Annotated in this window: 17 protein-coding genes; 9 read left to right on the top strand and 8 right to left on the bottom strand. The window is 60.3% G+C overall.

What is annotated here, in order from left to right:
* Positions 1-142: 142 nt before the first annotated feature.
* Entirely contained in the window at positions 143-568 is a 426-nt protein-coding gene (locus EGT36_RS11200) for a DUF5330 domain-containing protein (RefSeq protein WP_004440675.1), read from the bottom strand.
* Between the two features lie 487 nt (positions 569-1,055).
* On the opposite strand from EGT36_RS11200, the gene EGT36_RS11205 reads away from it, so the two are divergent.
* From EGT36_RS11205 to EGT36_RS11220, 3 genes are all read left to right on the top strand, one after another.
* Complete coding sequence (locus tag EGT36_RS11205; RefSeq protein ID WP_037091596.1) at positions 1,056-2,588, top strand: sensor histidine kinase; 1,533 nt, start codon at positions 1,056-1,058, stop codon at positions 2,586-2,588.
* Positions 2,560-3,462, top strand: a complete 903-nt coding sequence (locus EGT36_RS11210) for a peptidoglycan-binding domain-containing protein (RefSeq protein WP_125270409.1) — start codon at positions 2,560-2,562, stop codon at positions 3,460-3,462. Before EGT36_RS11205 ends, EGT36_RS11210 begins: the two co-directional genes overlap by 29 nt.
* Positions 3,463-3,734: 272 nt before the next feature.
* Positions 3,735-4,091 carry a DUF1491 family protein gene (locus EGT36_RS11220; protein WP_037091593.1) on the top strand — a complete coding sequence of 119 codons (357 nt, stop codon included), beginning with the start codon at positions 3,735-3,737 and terminating at the stop codon, positions 4,089-4,091.
* A gap of 73 nt (positions 4,092-4,164) precedes the next feature.
* On the opposite strand, the gene EGT36_RS11225 is transcribed toward EGT36_RS11220, so the two are convergent.
* Positions 4,165-5,100: a DUF2336 domain-containing protein gene (locus tag EGT36_RS11225; RefSeq protein WP_202049000.1), complete on the bottom strand. Its 936-nt coding sequence runs from the start codon at positions 5,098-5,100 to the stop codon at positions 4,165-4,167.
* A 553-nt stretch (positions 5,101-5,653) separates the two neighbouring features.
* Between EGT36_RS11225 and EGT36_RS11230 the strand changes: the two genes are divergently transcribed.
* Complete coding sequence (locus tag EGT36_RS11230) at positions 5,654-5,842, top strand: hypothetical protein (protein ID WP_004440680.1); 189 nt, start codon at positions 5,654-5,656, stop codon at positions 5,840-5,842.
* 20 nt (positions 5,843-5,862) lie between these two features.
* Here EGT36_RS11230 and EGT36_RS11235 read toward each other — a convergent pair whose 3' ends face one another.
* The 3 genes from EGT36_RS11235 to EGT36_RS11245 all read right to left on the bottom strand — a co-directional run bounded on the left by EGT36_RS11235 (position 5,863) and on the right by EGT36_RS11245 (position 7,710).
* A complete protein-coding gene (locus EGT36_RS11235) occupies positions 5,863-6,411 on the bottom strand; it encodes a DUF1254 domain-containing protein (protein ID WP_004440682.1) in 549 nt (182 codons plus the stop codon).
* Positions 6,404-6,991, bottom strand: coding sequence for a DUF1214 domain-containing protein (locus EGT36_RS11240; protein ID WP_037091587.1), 588 nt, complete (start codon positions 6,989-6,991; stop codon positions 6,404-6,406). Before EGT36_RS11240 ends, EGT36_RS11235 begins: the two co-directional genes overlap by 8 nt.
* A 110-nt stretch (positions 6,992-7,101) precedes the next feature.
* Positions 7,102-7,710 carry a LysE/ArgO family amino acid transporter gene (locus EGT36_RS11245; RefSeq protein WP_004440685.1) on the bottom strand — a complete coding sequence of 203 codons (609 nt, stop codon included), beginning with the start codon at positions 7,708-7,710 and terminating at the stop codon, positions 7,102-7,104.
* Between the two features lie 103 nt (positions 7,711-7,813).
* Between EGT36_RS11245 and EGT36_RS11250 the strand changes: the two genes are divergently transcribed.
* Entirely contained in the window at positions 7,814-8,713 is a 900-nt protein-coding gene (locus EGT36_RS11250; RefSeq protein ID WP_037091584.1) for a LysR family transcriptional regulator ArgP, read from the top strand.
* Between the two features lie 242 nt (positions 8,714-8,955).
* Here EGT36_RS11250 and EGT36_RS11255 read toward each other — a convergent pair whose 3' ends face one another.
* The 3 genes from EGT36_RS11255 to EGT36_RS11265 form a co-directional block, all read right to left on the bottom strand.
* The gene (locus tag EGT36_RS11255; protein ID WP_081950615.1) at positions 8,956-10,296 is read right to left on the bottom strand and encodes a serine hydrolase domain-containing protein; all 1,341 of its coding nucleotides are present in this window, start codon (positions 10,294-10,296) and stop codon (positions 8,956-8,958) included.
* Positions 10,277-11,719 (bottom strand): alginate export family protein, encoded by a 1,443-nt coding sequence (locus EGT36_RS11260; RefSeq protein WP_037091577.1) that lies wholly within the window; start codon positions 11,717-11,719, stop codon positions 10,277-10,279. Before EGT36_RS11260 ends, EGT36_RS11255 begins: the two co-directional genes overlap by 20 nt.
* A 341-nt stretch (positions 11,720-12,060) precedes the next feature.
* Positions 12,061-14,253, bottom strand: a complete 2,193-nt coding sequence (locus EGT36_RS11265) for a transglycosylase domain-containing protein (protein WP_035210867.1) — start codon at positions 14,251-14,253, stop codon at positions 12,061-12,063.
* A 253-nt stretch (positions 14,254-14,506) separates the two neighbouring features.
* Here EGT36_RS11265 and EGT36_RS11270 point away from each other — a divergent pair, with 253 nt between their 5' ends.
* From EGT36_RS11270 to EGT36_RS11285, 4 genes are all read left to right on the top strand, one after another.
* Positions 14,507-14,986: a YcgN family cysteine cluster protein gene (locus EGT36_RS11270; protein ID WP_037091575.1), complete on the top strand. Its 480-nt coding sequence runs from the start codon at positions 14,507-14,509 to the stop codon at positions 14,984-14,986.
* A gap of 170 nt (positions 14,987-15,156) precedes the next feature.
* Positions 15,157-15,981, top strand: coding sequence for a class D beta-lactamase (gene blaOXA / locus EGT36_RS11275; RefSeq protein ID WP_037091572.1), 825 nt, complete (start codon positions 15,157-15,159; stop codon positions 15,979-15,981).
* 34 nt (positions 15,982-16,015) lie between these two features.
* Complete coding sequence (locus EGT36_RS11280) at positions 16,016-16,624, top strand: class I SAM-dependent DNA methyltransferase (RefSeq protein ID WP_022555844.1); 609 nt, start codon at positions 16,016-16,018, stop codon at positions 16,622-16,624.
* A gap of 67 nt (positions 16,625-16,691) precedes the next feature.
* Positions 16,692-17,072, top strand: coding sequence for a YkvA family protein (locus EGT36_RS11285; protein ID WP_004440697.1), 381 nt, complete (start codon positions 16,692-16,694; stop codon positions 17,070-17,072).
* Positions 17,073-17,079: the final 7 nt, after the last annotated feature.

The raw sequence follows: 17,079 nt of genomic DNA on the forward strand, positions 1-17,079 counted from the left end.
ACGATATAGGTGAAGTGCGGTCGGTTTTGAACCATAGCCCACGAAAAAGCCCACGGAAAACAGGTTCCGTGGGCAAGTTTGGCAGGCAGTGGCGGAAGGAAATCTCCATCCGCAATAAAGGCGGGCGCGGTGGCCGGCAGGATCAGGGAGCAGGGCGCTTCTGCGGCAGGGGAATGACGGTGCCGGTCTTCAGCATGTCGGCATCTGCGGGAAACTCGACGCTGACAACGGGTGCCGCTGCAAGCTTTTCGGCTTCTGCCGCAACGTCGGCAACATCGGCGGGCTTGTCCCCGGAGGCAAGCTGCTTGTCCAGCAGTTCATAGGCAACCTTTGCGCCTTCCTTTGCCCTTTCGCCCAGCGCATGGAAGGTTTCGGCGCCCTTGATGCAGACATCGGGCTTTTCGATGCAGATGGCGCTGACATAACGATAGGCCTCGCCGGCAGCCGAAACGGCGCTGGGAATATCGAAGGCCGAAGGTTCCTTGGCCGGATCGTTGCTGCTGCCGAAATAGGACAGCGCCACCAGTACCAGCGAAAACCAGAATGTTCCTTTGATCAGAAACCACATTGTCAGACACCCTGCCAGATGATCTTTGTTTTCGAAAGCCCCGCCCGGTTTCGGGTCATCGGCCTTTGTCCCGTTTTTCGGGCTTGTGAACAACCTACAGACGACCGGCGAACAGCCGATTGCAAAAAGCGGCGCAATTTAATTCAAATTGTATCTATTCTCCTCGGATCGGGACGGCGGCCATCAATTCACTCGCATTTTAACGGTCCATGTTAAGCATAATTGCGACAGAGGCCGCGCGTTCCGGGCGAAAGCGGCGAAAAGCTCTGCCGCAAAAGTTAACGCGATGGCAAAAATGAAGCGAAATCCGTCGCTTACCCGTCATTAACCATGATTGGCAAAGCTTCCTGGAAATGCCCCGTAATGGGACTGTCACGCATTTGACGGGCTTTTCAGCCCATTCTTTTTATCCATTCCTTAAGCCGCCGCCTTCTATTGTCGGAGCCGTTGGAACCGCCTTCAGGATTCGGGTTTGGTATTGCGCAATATGAGAGAAAAAGCGGTCGCACTGGTCGACCATGCAGCGGGCAGATGGCTTGCGCGCATGGAAGAGGACGCCGAAAGGCGCGCCGGGACCGTTGCGCGCCTGCGCTGGCTGATTGCCTTCAGCGCCGTCGGCCTTGTGGTTGTACCAGCCATTTTCAGCCTCGTCGTCAGCCCCGCCATCGCGCTGCCCATCGGTGCGGCCCTGGTGCTGGCGCTGTTTCTGGCCGCCGCCGCCCTGCTGATCGCCTTCTCCCATTCTGCGCACGGCGCATCCGCTCATTCGGTTTCCTCGGTGAACGACGATCTGATCGCGGCATCGCAGGTGCCGGGCCTGGTGCTGGTGATCGGTGAAACCGGCTTCGTCGAACACGTGTCCGGTCGCGATTGCGCGGCATTCCCGGCCGACCTTCAAGCCAGCAAAGGACATATCCTCGTTGAATATGTCTATGTCTCCGATCGTATCGAACTGATGCAGGCTTTCGACGTCCTGCGGCAGGGTGAGGACAGGGCAACCGCCGAACTCCGCTTCGAGACCGGTGCGAAATCGCGCCAGGCGCAATTCATGCACGCCCGTATCGAGATGACCGCCATTCGCGGCGCGACAGGTCGCCTGCGCCGCATCGTCGCCCAGCTCACCGATATTACCGAGATGGAGCGTCTGCGCCGCGATGTCGCCCGCAAGGCAGCCGAGGCGGAATCCGCCAATGACGCCAAGTCGCGTTTCCTCGCTGCCGTCAGCCATGAACTGCGCACGCCGCTCAATGCCGTCCTCGGTTTCTCCGATATTCTCGCCGGCGAGTATTTCGGACGGCTGGAGAACGACCGTCAGCGGGAATATGTCGGCCTCATTCGCCAGTCTGGCGCCCATCTTCTGTCCGTCGTCAACACAATGCTCGATATGAGCAAGCTGGAGGCCGGCCGTTACGAGCTGATGATGGAAAGCTTCCCGATTGCGGAAACCATCTCGTCGTGCGAAGCGATGCTCGGCCTTCAGGCGAAAGAAAAGGGCCTGACCCTGACCAGCCGCATCCAGCGCGGCATCGGTGAAATCTCGGCCGATCAGCGCGCCATCCGTCAGGTTCTCATTAACCTCGCCGGCAATGCCATAAAATTCACCGATGCCGGTGGTGTGGTATCGATCGACGCTGCGCGCGAAGGCGCAATGCTGAAATTGACGGTGAGCGACACCGGCATCGGCATCGCGTCTGACAAGATTGAACTGCTGGGCCAGCCCTTCATGCAGGTTCAGAATGAATATACCCGTCGCTATGAAGGCACGGGTCTGGGATTGTCCCTGGTCAAGGGGCTCGTGGCTCTGCATGGCGGCACATTCGCCATCGCCAGCAAGCCCGGCGAGGGGACGGTCGTAACGATCACTTTGCCTGCCGATGGTTCCGGCATGGCGGGTGGCGGCGAAAGCGCTGACGCCGAAAGCATGGTGGAGTTCCCACCGCGCATACGGCAGCTTGGCGACATGGCCGCGAAAATGAGAAAGGACGGTGACGATGGCTCCGCGAAAGCGAAAATCGCCTAAGAAAACAACGGCCCAGATTGGCGCCGGGATTGTTTCCTTGGTGGTTTCGGCCATCGGGCGCGAAATCCTGCGCCATCCGAAACTGGTGGGCGGCTGCGGTGCCTTCGCGGTCGTCTTCGGTTTTGTCGCCGCCAACGCGCTCTGGTACCAGCCTGGTGTGCACCCGTCGCCCTTCCTGCGCACGCGCGATGCGGAAAACCCGAACGGCATTGCCGGTTATCGCCCGGCCGAACCACTCGGCACCCATGGCAACGTCACCACATTCCGCATAGAGCGCCCGGAAGAAACGGAAACGGCACAACAGCAGCCTGCGGCCGAAACGCCGGCGCAACCCGTCGCCGAAAGCCAGAAACCGCAGCAGATCGTCGCCGACATTCAGGGCGAACTGAAGAAGCGCGGGCTTTATGAGGGCGAGGCGGACGGTCGCATGGGACCGAAGACGGCCGCCGCCATTATGTTCTTTGAAGAAACGCTCGGCATGGAACAGACCGGCGAGCCGACAAGCCGGGTGCTGGCGGCGCTCAGGATCGATGGCGCAACGGTTGCCGCGATCCCGAAGGACCGGCCTGCCGATAGCAGCGGCGGTGTCGAAATCGACCCCGTTGCCGCCGCCATTCGCAAGGCGGAAGCGCCGCATCCCAAGGCCGAACCGGTCTCCCTCAACAGCGCCGCGAAACCCGCAAGCCGCGATCTCATCGCCAAGATTCAGCAGGGGCTGATCAATATCGCCTATGCCGACGTGAAGGTGGACGGCGTGGCCGGCCAGCAGACCCGCAATGCCATCAGGGCGTTCGAAAAACACTACCGTCTGCCGGAAACCGGCGAGCCGAGTGAGGCCGTGCTGAAGAAGTTGAAGTCGATCGGGGCGCTTTAGGTTTTGACGGCAGCGTGGGGCGTGTGTGGCTCTACCCGCCTCTGCCCTGCCGGGCATCTCCCCCTCAAGGGGGGAGATCGGCAGGAGGCGCTACCACCACTTCATTCGCAAGTGTTGAGATGGGTGAGACTTATCCGCTTGCCGATCTCCCCCCTTGAGGGGGAGATGCCCGGCAGGGCAGAGGGGGGTAAAGCCACGCACACCTTCGTCAGCTTAAAAATCAACATCGAAACCCCACCCACCTAGGCAGCGCAAAAATCGAAAGCAAACCCATGCGCCTCAAATCCGAAATGTTCGTCTCAGCCCTCATCCGCCGCGTCTTCGCTGCCGGTGGATTTGCCGCTGTCGAAAAGAAGGGTGCGGAGGAGGCGGGCGCTATCTTCGTTCGCCAGCGGCTGCGTGACGGCCGCGAGAACCTCTATGGACCCGCCCCGCAAAGTTTCGCTGAGGACGAGGACATCATCCACGCCGAGCGCCGTTTCGAAACGCGTCTGGCCGGTGTCGAGGGCGAGGAAAGTGCTGCCCTGCTGGAAAGGGAACGGCGGTTCGACAGCGACCTGTGGGTCGTGGAGATCGAAACCGATGACATCGGAACGTTGCTGACGCTGGTGGATCAGCCCAAAGCCTAGAACCAGGGAAAGTGGAATCCGGTTCTCCATCCGCGAATGACCTCGCACTACTGAAGATGCAAGGCCAGCCCGCTTAACCCTGCGTCCCGGTTCTCTGCGCAGCCGGTGCGCTACGGCCCGGCCGCTCGCGGCCATGGGTGTAGCTGTCGGCGCGCCGCCAGCTTTCCAGCCGCTCTTCGCATTCCACGGTGTTGAGACGGTCAAGCAGGGCTTCCGCCCGGCTCATATCGCCTTCCGCGGCGGAAAGATGCGGATAAAAGCACTGCAAGACGAAGGCGGCCTCGGAAAATTCCATGCCGAGGCCGGTCAGCGTGGTGGCAAGCTGCGCGCCCGATATATCGAGCATGATGCGCTCCGACAGCCAGTAGCTGGAGGAGAGGGAATCCGCCAGCGCCACCGCGAACTGCCGCGCATTGCGTTCGCGGGCAAAACGTACCAGCAGCGCGTCCTGCACCTCGCTGAGGCGGCGAAGGCCGAGGACATCGCTTTCCGGGCGGTTGAGATGGCGCGCCATCTGCTTGATCCGCTGGCGCATTTCTTCTTCGAGCGCGGAAGCCGCGGCGATGTTGTCCGTCTTCACTTCCGCCTTCGGCGCTTCGATGCTCACCGCTGCCGGCGGTTCAGTGGCAGGGGTTTCCTCTTGCGGTCGCTTGAGGTCTTCGATGTGCCGCAGGCCCACGAGCGCGTCGATGACGGTGGGGGAGAGGTCCTCCCGCCGGACGATGGCGCGTGCGTGGGCGGCCCCTTGCGTGCGGGCAATGGTGATGAGCGTGTCGTCGTCGAGGCACTTCGAGGCAATGAGGAAAGGAGCCGCAAGCGAAATCGGCTGGCAGGCAATGAAGAAGGCAACCGCGGAAGGCACGTTCGGGTGCTGCGAAAGGGCGGCAATTGCCTCCCGCTTAGCTTCATCGGTGGAGGCATTAAAAAGCGGCATGAAAAGTTCGGCGAATTGCCGGAGATCCGTTTTTGACGGAAGAGGAACATTCTCGAAATTCGTCACGGTGGCCATCAGCACCACATCTTTCTTCCTCACGGCTCTTGGCCTCTCAAGTTCTCGAAACCGGTCGGTCAACGCACTACCCAACAAACGCAAACACAATATCGGTTCAATTTAGAGCAAATCCGTTGACGTCCTGTTAACTATGGGTGCCGCCAAGAGAGAAACCGCCAATATCAACAGGCAAATTTTAAAATCGTGTGGTGGGGAAAATGCCGCGGAACTTTGCGGCCTCGCCTTTGTTTTCAACGGGTGTGGCTCGGCAAAGGAGAAAACGCCACCCGGTCATTAGGGTTAACGGATCATTAACCTCTGTCTGTTTGTAATTTCATGGGCAGTATTAGGATTCCATGTTATTCTGAAATCCGGAATAAGAGCCGAACCGGCGTCTGATGCCTGAATGTCCGCATAGCCCAGCGTTAAAACCCGCGATGGTTTTCAGGGATATGCGAAAACCAGCCTGTGGGCTGGATTATGCGCAATGTGATGGTGATGAAATTCCCGACGCAAGACGAGGCTTGCGCGGTTCCCATGGGCAACATTGACTCCCGAAGAGGAGAAGAGCATGGCAGACATTATTCCACTTGTTGACGCCCGACGAAGCCTGCGTCCCGCAGGCGTGGTCAGCACGATGATCGGCCCCGCGAAAGTGGTTCTGTTCACCGGCGTTCGTTATGAGAAACGCGACAGCGAGCCGGCAGGCAAGGTTGCGCGCAAGGGCAAATCCGCACCGGAAACCGCCTTGAAATCCTGATTAATAAAAATAAGCCGCCGTTATTTCCACGGCGTCGGCTGGCACTTTGCCTCGTTCAGGAACCGTTCCGCCTCTTCGCCGAAACTCGGCTGCGGTACGAGGGTCCTCAAAACCACATATCCTTCCGTCTGATCCGATTCCGCCAGAATTGCCTGTGAAAGCGCGGGCGGTTGCGCCTTGCGGATGGCGGCGATCTGCACCGCATCTGCCACCAGAATATCCATGACGCCGGCGGCGGATGTGCGGTCATTCATGCTGAACACCTCGTTCGAGGCCTTGTCGTAAACCGCCACGGACCAGAAGGGCACGGCCCCGATGGCGGTCAGCCGGATCGGCTGTTCCTCAATATTGAAGGTGCATACGGCCACCCGCATGAAGGGATCGCCGCTGCCCAGCGTCTTTTTTTCCGTCGTTTCTTCAAGCAGATGGAACAGGTGCGGTTTTCCTTCCGCCACTGCCCGCGTATAGGCGTCGCGATTGCTGAAGTGCGGTATCGCCAGGAGAATGATGACATGCAGCACGGCCGCGCCGACGAGACCGGTGACGATGGCGAGCAGGACCCTAAGCATTGCCACACCCCAGCTTGCGGATCTGCGGCATGGAAATGTCGATCAGGCCGGAACTGCCGGCCACAGGCGTGTCGAGCAGGGTCAGGACGAGCTTGAAGGTCTGTCCCTGAGGCACCGCGAGCCAGTTATAGGTCTGGGCATCCGAAGCAATGGTGATGTCTATGCCGCCATCGGCGCTGCGCAGCAGCGTGCGGGAATTGAGCGCGAATGGCCGTCCGGCATCCTCAGCCAGCACATTGCCCTGCTGATCGGCGGTGTAAAGCGTCCAGAAACGTGCTGGTGGCACAGCCCCGGCCAGCCGGTAGCGGCATTCGCCGCTCAGGCGCTGGCCCTCGCTGTCGACGGACGCGGTGAAGGCCAGCCCCTCCGCCGTTCCGTAAAGCAGCTTGCCGGCGTCAGCGCGGTGCGACTTGGCATAAGGATCGGCCTCGATCGTCTGCGCTTCCGGAAACGCGTCCCAGGAACCGATACGGATCGAACCGAAACCGGAGGTCGCTTCAAGCGCCGCGAGCGTTGCGGCAATACCGCCGCCAAAGGCGATCAGAAGGGCGATGCCGACAAGGAATGGAACTCGGAACACGCTGTTTTCCCGTTTATGAACAGGTCGAGGACTATCACTGATTCCCTGTTTGGAAAATGGCGCGGCTTGTTTAGTCCTCGTGAAAGTGACTGGAGCGCGAAATTCCTGGACTATGCGCCCATGACGAGCTTGAAGGCGATGGCCCACATGGTGATGGCGATGACGCCTTCGAGGATGCGCCAGGCGGAAGGTTTTTCGAAGATCGGTCGCAGCCAGCGCGCTCCGTAGCCCAGCGAAAAGAAGAACAGCAGCGAGCCGGTGGCCGCCCCTGCGGCAAAGGTCTTTTCAAAGCCGGGAAACTGCGTGGAAATCGTGCCGAGCAGCACGACCGTGTCGAGATAGACATGCGGATTGAGGAAGGTGAGGGCCAGGCAGATGGCCAGCGTCTGCCACAGGCTCGCTTCCCGTCGCTCGGCCACTGACAGCGCTTCCGACGAACGCAAAGCCGAGTGCAGGCTTTTGGCACCATACCAGATGAGGAAGGCGGCGCCGGCATAACGCATGATGGGATCAAGCGCCGGCATGATGGCGCTGATCCGCTGGAAACCGAACACGCCGACGGTGATCAGCAGCGCGTCCGATATCGCACAGGTGGCGCAGACGGCAAACACATGCGAGCGCGCCAGCCCCTGTTTCAGCACAAAGGCATTCTGCGCGCCGATGGCGACGATGAGACTGAGGCCCATGGTGAGGCCGGTAAAGAAGATCTGGATGTCCACGCCCGCTACCGCTTTTTGTCGAAATGATATGAAGCAGGGCTTGGATATTTCTCCATGACGGATTAATCAAATTAAACGATCTCAGTCAGAATAAGAGCTACTAATGCTGGACTATCCCGCAATGCGCGCTGCGGCGCTGGTTGTTCAGACCGGCAGCTTTGAAAAGGCGGCGCAGGCACTGCATGTCACGCCATCGGCCGTTTCCCAGCGTGTCAAGCAACTGGAGGAGCGGCTGGGCGTGGTGTTGATCGTGCGCGGTAACCCCTGCGTTGCAACGGAAAAGGGTGAGTGGCTCTGCCGTCACATGGATCACGTCGGCATGCTGGAAAGCGAATTGTTCCGCCAGCTACCGGCCTTGGCGGAAGCGGGAGCGGCGCAGGAGCGGGTGACGCTCAACATCGCCACCAATGCCGACAGCCTGGGCACATGGTTTCTGGATGCGGTGTCGAAATTCACCTGTAGCAGCGATTATCTCGTTAATATCGCCGTCGACGATCAGGATCACACGGTGGAATGGCTGCGCGCGGGCAGGGTGCTCGCCGCCGTGACCGCCCATGACAAGCCGGTGCAGGGGTGCCGGGTAACGCCGCTCGGTGTACTCAGATATCACGCGACCGCCAGCCCGGATTTCATGACCCGCCATTTTGCCGAAGGGGTAACATCAGCAACGCTCGCCTGCGCGCCGGGCTTGACCTTCAACCAGAAGGACCGGCTACAGGCGAGCTGGGTAAGGGAGGTGCTGGGTGAAGACATTGTCTACCCGACGCACTGGTTGCCTTCGACCGATGGATTTGTGAAGGCGAGCCTTGCCGGCATGGGCTGGGGGCTCAATCCGGTTCAATTGGTGGGGGAGCATTTGCAGGCAGGGCGGCTGATGGAGGTCGTTCCCGGCACGCCGCTCGATATCCCGCTCTATTGGCAGGTTAACCGGCTTGCGGCGGAAAGGCTGGCGGGGTTGACAGATATGGTGGTGGGGACGGCTAGGGCGACGTTGTTGGTGTGAGGCATCGCGGAGCGTGGAGCTTGCGGCTTACCCCTTTGTCCTGCCGGACATCTCCCCCACAAGGAGGGAGATCGACCCGAGGCCAGGTCTCGCCCATCTCAACGTTTGAGATTGAAGTGGCGGTAGAGCGTCTTGCCGATCTCCCTCCTTGTGGGGGAGATGTCCGGCAGGACAGAGGGGGGTGAGCCACACACTCCGACGGAAAACTTCAGTCGATTCGCCCCGACTTCACCGCTCTGCCCTCACTGCTTCCCCGCCCGTTCCATCAAATAACGGGCCACAGCCTCATAAGCTGGCAAGGATGTCGCATCGTTGGCGGCGTTGCTGGCAACAGGATGCGACGAGAACCGTGCGATGACCATGTCGGCCGCGGGATCGACATAGATCGCCTGGCCGTGCACCCCACGCGCCATGAAAGCGCCGTTGGCATTGTGGGTGATCCACCACATGGCGCGATAGCTCCAACCCTGCAGCGCCGGATATCCGCCTTTTGCGAAAACCGCCTTGTCGCCGCCTTGACGGATGGCGTCGATCGCCTTTTGGGGAATGAGCCGCTCGCCGCCCATCATACCGCCGTCGAGTAGCAGCTGGCCGATGCGCGCCATGTCGCGCAGGCCGGCATTCAGCCCGCCGCCGGCAAAAGGCGTGCCGGTGGAATCGACGGTGTAATAGGCGTCCTGTTCGGCGCCCATCCGGCTCCAGATGCGCTCGGAAAGCAGCTTTGCAACCGATTTTCCCGAGGCGCGGGCAATGATCCAGCCAAGCGCATCGCTGTTGATGGTCTTGTACCCGAAGGCGGAACCGTGTTCTCCCTGCTTCACCACCGTCTTCAGATAGTCGAAGTAGCTGCGAGGGCCTTCGTAACCCTCGGGCTTGGGAAGCGGATTGCCGGCGGCGGAATATATCCATACGTCGGCATTGGGATCGGCGTAGTCCTCGCTGTAACGCAGGCCGGTCGTCATATCCAGCACCTGCCGGATCGTCGCATCGCCGAACGCGCATTTTTCAAGTTCGGGAACGACGGTCGCGACTTTGGCATTTTCGTCCAGCGTCCCTTCGGCAACCAGCATCTCGCCCAGAAGCCCTGTCAGCGATTTCGTTACCGACATCGCCCCGTGCTGCCCCGTATCGTTGAGGCAGCCGGAGTAGCGCTCATAGACAAGCACTCCCTTGTGCAGCACGACGATGCCATCGGTATAGTTGGCCGAAAGCGATTGCAGCCAGGTCATGTCCTGCTCACCGCCGGTCGGGCGGAAGGTCACGGCGTCGATGGCGGGGTCGGGCTTGCGCTCAAGGGCCGCTGGCGCGCCGAGCCCACGGCTGACATTGACCGTCGGCATCAGCTGGCGGAAGTGGCACACTGTCCAGCGCAATTTCGGAAAATTGAAATAGTCGCTGTCCGAAAAGCGGATGATCTTGTCTTCCGGCGGCGGAAAGCCCTCCATCCAGCCGAGCTTCAGCGGGTCCGACTGCTCGGCTGAAAGCGGCACGGCTTGCTGACTGGCAGCGGCATAGGGGTAAGCCAGAACAGGCACCATGGCTGCAAGAAGGACGGGCAGGGTTCTAGAAATTGACGATGACATTGACGAAACCTCCAAGCCAGTTCGGCGAATGCTCTGCCGTCAGGGAATCCATGCCCTTGCCAGGGAATGAAATGCTGACGCCGGCGGTGAGATAGGTATTGGCATTGATGATGCGCGAATATTCCAGATAGAGATCATCGGCGAGATGGCGGTTGCCGACGCCCGCAACGGGGGTGGGCGTGCCGTCGATGTCGTCGAGCCGCGTGCCCTGTCCAAACTGGATAGGGCTATCCAACTCGTTGGCGCGGATATGCGCGTAACGCAGCGTCCATGTATCGGCCTGCGTTGGCTTCACCTGCAGGCTGATCTGATGGGCATTGACGTTGGAATTGATAAACATCATCGAGGACTTCGTGCCCGTCGACCATGCACTCGGATTGCCCTCGTAATACAGCGGATCGAAGCGTTCGAGACGCGAGGTTGAAGGATCGTCGCCGGAGAAGGTCTGAAAGCTGTAGGCGATGGTCGGCATCCATGAAACATCTTCGAAAGCATAGCCGATCTGGGCGCGGCCGCCCCAGGCTGCAAGGTCGATGTCGGGATTCCATTGATAGGCGATATCGCCGCCGATGAAAAATCCCGGCAATGGCGCGTCGAACGGATTGGTACGGGTATAGGCGTTGATGAAGCTCAAGCCCTCGCGCGCAGCCGGCATGATGACCGGCGCGCCGATGCCGCCAGCCGCGGCCCGAGGGTAAGGCGAGCCGGATTCCGGCACATGGCCGAAGGTAACGCCGACATATCGACCCTCTTGCGGTTCATAACGCAGATCCGCTCCCACGATCTTCGTTCCGCTGTCCTTGTCGGATAATTCATTCGCGTCGATGAAAAAGGCCGTGGCCGTCAGGTCATCCTTGCCGAGCCGGAGGATCGCCGCCTGCTCCCAAGCCTTTCTCGGCCCTAGTTTCAACGCGCCACGCTCAAAACCGCTTGATCCGCCATTGGCAATCAGCATGCCCGTTCCCGTCTTGAACGGACGCGGCCCCAGGGAAATATCGAAGAACGGGCCGCTCTCCGCCTTCGAGCGCAGGCCGAGATAGCCGTCTTCGAGTGTCACGGCGCCCGTGCCACCGGCATCGAAGGCGTCGGTGCCGAGCGTGCCGGAGGCAACGGCCGAGATTTTTCCATAGACCTGAAGCCGGTCGCCGGCGTCGGCGGTAAAACCGATGCCGGGCATCAAATAGCCCTCAAGCCAGCGCGTGTCGCTGTCGAAGCCGGCGTCCGGCGCAAATCGATCGGAAAAGTTCCAGAACAGGTTCTGTTCGGCAACGGCATTGATGCCGGCTTGAAAATACAGGCGCAATTCAAAACCCGGCTCGTCGATCAGCAGCATGGGGTCCTGCGCATGTGCCGCATCCGCTGCAAGCCACAGTCCGGCGAGGAGAGCAACCGCCGCCGCGCGCGTTTCCGCCGCATCATTCATGCCGTCCTCCGGGGCGCGCTGTTATCGCACAAGAGATAACCGCATCCACTTAGACATGAATTGACTGGCTAGGTCCATTCAATCTTGAAGTGTAAAAACAATATTGCGGAATATTACGTCTTGAAAGGCTCGGATAAAGGCAGTTTGCGTAGAGTTTCCGTAAAATACTATTATATTATTCGCAGGCAGGAGAAGCCTGGATTGGTTTCGCACCTCATTTTCGTCGATGGCAGATCGACCATCCCGGTCATGGAGGCAATCAGGGATTGTTTAAACGTGCAGGATTCCGCCTGTTATTCCTTCTAAAGTCTCATGATACCTTATAGGGATACTGAAACACCCTAACGCCGCGCGGCTTCGTCTTTGCTATCGCGGATGGCGGCATCCGCCACCTTCTGCGTCGTCACATTCAGCGCCGTGGCTTCCTTCATCTTCCGCCCGATGGAGCGGATTACACGGGTCGCCTCGGCCGAGAGCGAGCGGGGACGGGTGAGGGCCGGCAGGGCGGGTGTGCTGCTGGCTGCGGCTGCCACTTCCGCAGAAGGCTGCGGTCGGGCGCCGGTCGGCAGCGGGTTCTGGATGCCGGGGATGGGGCGCAGCTCCATGCCCTGATGGGCATAATCCATCAGCCGCTTGAAGGTCATGGCGGGCAGCGCACCGCCGGTCATGTTGTTCATCGGCGTGAAATCGTCGTTACCGAACCAGACGGCGGTGGTGTAATTGCCGGTAAAGCCCACATACCAGGCATCGCGATAGGCCTGTGAAGTGCCGGTCTTGCCGCCGGAGACGATGCCATTGTCAAGCGCACCGCGCCGCGCCGTACCCATCACGGGAATGGTCACCAGCATCTGGTTCATCTTCGAATTGGCGTCTACGGACAGCACGCGTTTGGCGGGCGGCTCGTCATGGCTGAAATCGTAGAGAACATTGCCCTCGTAATCCAGCACCTGCTCGATGCCGTGGCGGCGCGACTGCATGCCGTCAGCCGGGAAAACGGCATAGGCGGTGGCCTGATCCAGTACCGTCACTTCCGATGTGCCGAGCGGGATGGTCTTGTCGCTGCGCAGCGGCGTGGCGACACCCATCGCCTTGGCGGTATCGACGATGACCTGCGTGCCGAGCACGTCCTTGGCGAGGCGGACCGGCACGGTATTGTAGGACTTGGCGAGCGCCATCTGCAGCGTCACCTTACCCGCATAGGAGCGGCCGTAATTCTGCGGCGACCAGCCGCGCCAGGTTACCGGCGCGTCGGAAATCAGCGTTTCCGGCTTCATGCCTTTTTCCATGGCGGCCGAATAGGTATAGACCTTGAAGGAGGAACCCGGCTGGCGCAGCGCCGCCGTGGCGCGGTTGAACTGGCTTTCGCCATAGTCGCGGCCGCCCACCATGGCGCGCACGCCACCGCCATTTTCGATCATCACCATCGCGCCCTGCTTGACGCGATACCCTTCGCCCAGTTCGCGTAGGCCCATTTCCATCGCCTGTTCGGCCGCCTGTTGCAGGCCGGTGTCGATGGTGGTGCGGACGACGACGGTGTGATCCTTGAACTTGCCCGCGGCGGCCAGCCGCTGCACTTCGTCAAAAGCCCAGTCGAGGAAATAATCCGGCGCCTTCACGTCTTCGCGGTCGATGACGGTGGCGGGGTTGCGGCGCGCGCCGACCACCTGCCCCTCCGTCATCAGCCCGCTCTGCACGAGGTTGGAAAGCACGGTGTTCGCGCGGGCACGCGCCGCCGGAAGGTTGACATGCGGTGCATATTTCGCTGGCGCCTTGAAAAGCCCGGCCAGAATGGCGGATTCCGAAAGCGTCACGTCGGTGAGGTTCTTGCCGAAATAAAACTGCGCGGCCGCAGCAGCACCAAAGGTGCCGCCGCCCATATAGGCGCGGTCGAGATAAAGGCTCAAAATTTCCTTCTTCGACATGTTGGTCTCGAGCCACAGCGCGAGGAAGGCTTCCTTGATCTTGCGCTCCAGCGAGCGTTCATTGGTGAGGAAGAGGTTCTTGGCGAGCTGCTGCGTCAGCGTCGAGCCGCCCTGCACCACGCCGCCGGCGCGGGCGTTTTCGCTCATGGCGCGGGCAAGGCCGATGAAATCGATACCGAAATGGTCGAAAAAGCGCCGGTCCTCGGTCGCCAGCACCGCCTTGATGAAATGATCAGGCATCTGGTCGATCGGCACGCTGTCTTCATGGATGATGCCGCGATGACCGATGGTGTTGCCGTATCGGTCGAGGAAGGTGACTGCGAAGTCACCGCGATAACGCCAGTCCTTCTTGGTTTCCTCGAAAGCGGGCATGGCAAGCGCCAGAAGCACGACCGATCCCGCCGTTCCAAAGGTCAGCGCGTCGCAGGTGAGATTGACGAGGAGCTTCTTCCAGCCGCGGACATGCAGCTTGCGCGAGGCGATGGTGACATCTTCCCAGAAATCCACCAGCCTTGCCGCAGCCGTCCACAGGCCGGAGTCGATGAAGCTATCGATCCGGAGCAGGATATGCCGTTTTTTGCGGCCTTTTTTATCGTCTTTTTCTTCCTGCACCTGGCGATATTTCCTGTTTAAGGCAATGCGACCGTCGATATTCTGCGCTTCAACCCATTCCCGACGCAAAACCGTGGCATGGTTATGTCGGAAGTGCTTGACGTGGCGGCCTTTCGCGGGCCAATGACCCCTTCGCCGCCTGCCAATATGCTAAAATATCGTACAAACCAGCCCTTGGCGATACGATATAAAGGATTAGGGACCGGTTAAACACTCCCGTCCAAGAGATCAAAATGAAACGGAAATGTTAACGATGAATGACGCGCCGTTCTGGAAAACCAAATCGCTGACCGAGATGACCGGCGAGGAATGGGAAAGCCTGTGCGACGGCTGCGGATTGTGCTGTCTCAACAAGCTGGAGGACTGGGACACCGGCGAAGTGGTGTTCACCTCCGTCCGCTGCGTGCTGCTCGACGGCGAGAGCTGTCGATGCTCGGATTACGAGAACCGCCGTGCCACCGTGCCTGATTGTATCCAGCTTGACCTGAAGAAGGTTCACGAGATCGGCTGGCTGCCGCCCACCTGCGCCTATGCGCTGGTGCGCGATGGCAAGGATCTCTACTGGTGGCATTATCTCGTCTCCGGCGATACCGAAACAGTGCATCAGGCCGGCATTTCCGCGCGCGGCCGCACCGTCAGCGAGGCCGATGTGGATGTTGACGACTTCGAGGATTATGTGGTCGACTGGCCGCTGACGGTCGGCGAAAGGGCGGAAGAAAAGGAGCGGACGTGATGAAAAACGGCAATTTTCGGTTTGGTCCTATTCCTGCCCCATCAGCCTCCTAAAGGCATGTCATCCGAAAACGTGTCACGGTTTCGGGCTATGACTTGTCTGAAATCAAAGACAGCTTCCGGCCATTCCGGCAATTGATCCGCAAAAGCGGACGAGGGACATCAAAACGCATGCGCTACCGGCTGCCCGCCATCTTTCTTTCATGCCTTGCCCTTCCGGGGCTCCTGCCGTTTTCCGCTGACGCCCAGCAACAGCCCCAGGCCTTCGAATGCACGCTGGTTACATCAATCGAGACCGGCGCCATCATCAACCAGCAGGGCGCCTGCGACCAGCGGGTGGCGCCAGCCTCCACCTTCAAGGTGCCGCTGGCGCTGATCGGTTACGATGCCGGTATTCTCCAGGATGAAAAATCGCCCGCCTGGGACTGGAAACCTGGCACGGAGGCGCGCGCCGCCGACCGCAAGACGGTCGACCCGACCATCTGGGAGCAGGATTCGGTGCTGTGGTATTCGCGCGAAATCACCCGCCGCCTCGGCCCGGAAAAATTCGCCGCCTATGTGAAGCGTCTCGGTTACGGTAATGCCGACGTGTCGGGCGAGCCTGGCAAGAACAATGGACTCACCCATTCCTGGCTGGGGGCGTCGCTCACCATCTCGCCGGTAGAGCAGGTCGGTTTCCTTCGCCGGTTGCTTGCCGGCAATCTTCCTTTCTCCCGCGATGCGCAGGCCAAGACGCGCGCCATCGTACCGGTCTTCGATGCGCCGGAAAGCTGGGCCGTGCACGGCAAGACCGGAACCGGCTACATGCGTGACGAAAAGGGCAATCCCGACCGCAACCGCCCCTTCGGCTGGTTCGTCGGCTGGGCGGAGCGTGAAGGCCAGCACATCGTCTTCGCAAGGCTGCGTGTTTCCGACAAGCCGTCAAACGAGCCGCTCGGCCCCGCCGTGCGCGATGCCTTCCTGCGCGATATCCCGCGGCTCGCCGTGCACAGGTAGGCGACGGCCCTCACACGGGAAAGGACATCAGCATATGTCGGATGCCTCTCGCGATGTCATCAAGCTCTATACCAAGCACGGTGCTGATTTTGACAATCAGCGCGGTCGTTCCCTTGTTGAAAAACCCTGGCTGGACAGGTTCACCTCGCTATTGCCCGATGGCGGCTCCATTCTCGATATCGGCTGCGGTTCGGGTGAGCCGATCGCTGGCTATTTCATCTCCAACGGTTATGATCTCACGGGCATCGATGCGTCGCTGCCGCTGATCGAACTTTGCCGCAGCCGCTTTCCGGAAAAGCTCTGGGTGGTTGCCGATATGCGCGAACTGGCCCTCGGCCGCCGTTTCGATGGGCTGATTGCCTGGCACAGCTTTTTTCACCTGTGTCCCGAGGATCAGCGCCGGATGTTCGGTATCTTCCGCCAGCATGCCAATGAAGGTGCGGCCCTGATGTTCACTGCCGGGCCAGTGCAAGGCGAAGCAATCGGTACCCTTCAGGGCAAGCCACTTTATCACGCCAGCCTCGCGCGTGAAGATTACGAAGGCCTTTTGGCCACGCATGGATTCCGGCTTCTGGATCAGGTCGTCAACGATCCGCAATGCGGCGGGGCAACGATTTATCTCGCCAGGCGGATCGTATCATAGAGACCATTGCATAGTCCCCGGGGATCACGCATAGGATCGACAGGCCGGATGTTTCAGGGACTTTCCCATGCTCGAAAAGCTCAAGCGATGGGCGAAATCCATCAAGCGTGACGTTCACGCCCTTTATCTTGCCGCACGCGATCCCCGCACGCCGCTTCTGGCCAAAGTGGTGGCGATGCTGGTCGCCGCCTATGCGCTTTCACCGATCGATCTCATCCCGGATTTCATTCCCGTCATCGGTTATCTCGACGATCTGGTCATCGTCCCGCTCGGCATCCTCCTTGCGGTGCGTCTTGTGCCGCCGCCACTGCTGGCGGAACATCGATTGACGGCCGCGGCCGCGCAATCCCGTCCCGTCAGCCGCGTGGCTGCTGCCATATTCATCGCCCTGTGGCTGGCGGCGTCGTTCACGATTTTGTTCGCGGCAAAAAATTTCTTCTTCCCTTGACCTTCCC

Origin of the sequence: Agrobacterium sp. FDAARGOS_525 (assembly GCF_003938925.1) — a bacterium.
Classification (GTDB): Bacteria; Pseudomonadota; Alphaproteobacteria; order Rhizobiales; family Rhizobiaceae; genus Agrobacterium; species Agrobacterium pusense.

What these genes read in the sequence shown, in the direction of transcription:
- EGT36_RS11200 (WP_004440675.1), bottom strand. Translation starts at nt 568, where the DNA reads ATGTGGTTTCTGATCAAAGGAACATTCTGGTTTTCGCTGGTACTGGTG.
- EGT36_RS11205 (WP_037091596.1), top strand. Translation starts at nt 1,056, where the DNA reads ATGAGAGAAAAAGCGGTCGCACTGGTCGACCATGCAGCGGGCAGATGG.
- EGT36_RS11210 (WP_125270409.1), top strand. Translation starts at nt 2,560, where the DNA reads ATGGCTCCGCGAAAGCGAAAATCGCCTAAGAAAACAACGGCCCAGATT.
- EGT36_RS11220 (WP_037091593.1), top strand. Translation starts at nt 3,735, where the DNA reads ATGCGCCTCAAATCCGAAATGTTCGTCTCAGCCCTCATCCGCCGCGTC.
- EGT36_RS11225 (WP_202049000.1), bottom strand. Translation starts at nt 5,100, where the DNA reads ATGGCCACCGTGACGAATTTCGAGAATGTTCCTCTTCCGTCAAAAACG.
- EGT36_RS11230 (WP_004440680.1), top strand. Translation starts at nt 5,654, where the DNA reads ATGGCAGACATTATTCCACTTGTTGACGCCCGACGAAGCCTGCGTCCC.
- EGT36_RS11235 (WP_004440682.1), bottom strand. Translation starts at nt 6,411, where the DNA reads ATGCTTAGGGTCCTGCTCGCCATCGTCACCGGTCTCGTCGGCGCGGCC.
- EGT36_RS11250 (WP_037091584.1), top strand. Translation starts at nt 7,814, where the DNA reads ATGCTGGACTATCCCGCAATGCGCGCTGCGGCGCTGGTTGTTCAGACC.
- EGT36_RS11255 (WP_081950615.1), bottom strand. Translation starts at nt 10,296, where the DNA reads ATGTCATCGTCAATTTCTAGAACCCTGCCCGTCCTTCTTGCAGCCATG.
- EGT36_RS11260 (WP_037091577.1), bottom strand. Translation starts at nt 11,719, where the DNA reads ATGAATGATGCGGCGGAAACGCGCGCGGCGGCGGTTGCTCTCCTCGCC.
- EGT36_RS11270 (WP_037091575.1), top strand. Translation starts at nt 14,507, where the DNA reads ATGAATGACGCGCCGTTCTGGAAAACCAAATCGCTGACCGAGATGACC.
- blaOXA (WP_037091572.1), top strand. Translation starts at nt 15,157, where the DNA reads ATGCGCTACCGGCTGCCCGCCATCTTTCTTTCATGCCTTGCCCTTCCG.
- EGT36_RS11280 (WP_022555844.1), top strand. Translation starts at nt 16,016, where the DNA reads ATGTCGGATGCCTCTCGCGATGTCATCAAGCTCTATACCAAGCACGGT.
- EGT36_RS11285 (WP_004440697.1), top strand. Translation starts at nt 16,692, where the DNA reads ATGCTCGAAAAGCTCAAGCGATGGGCGAAATCCATCAAGCGTGACGTT.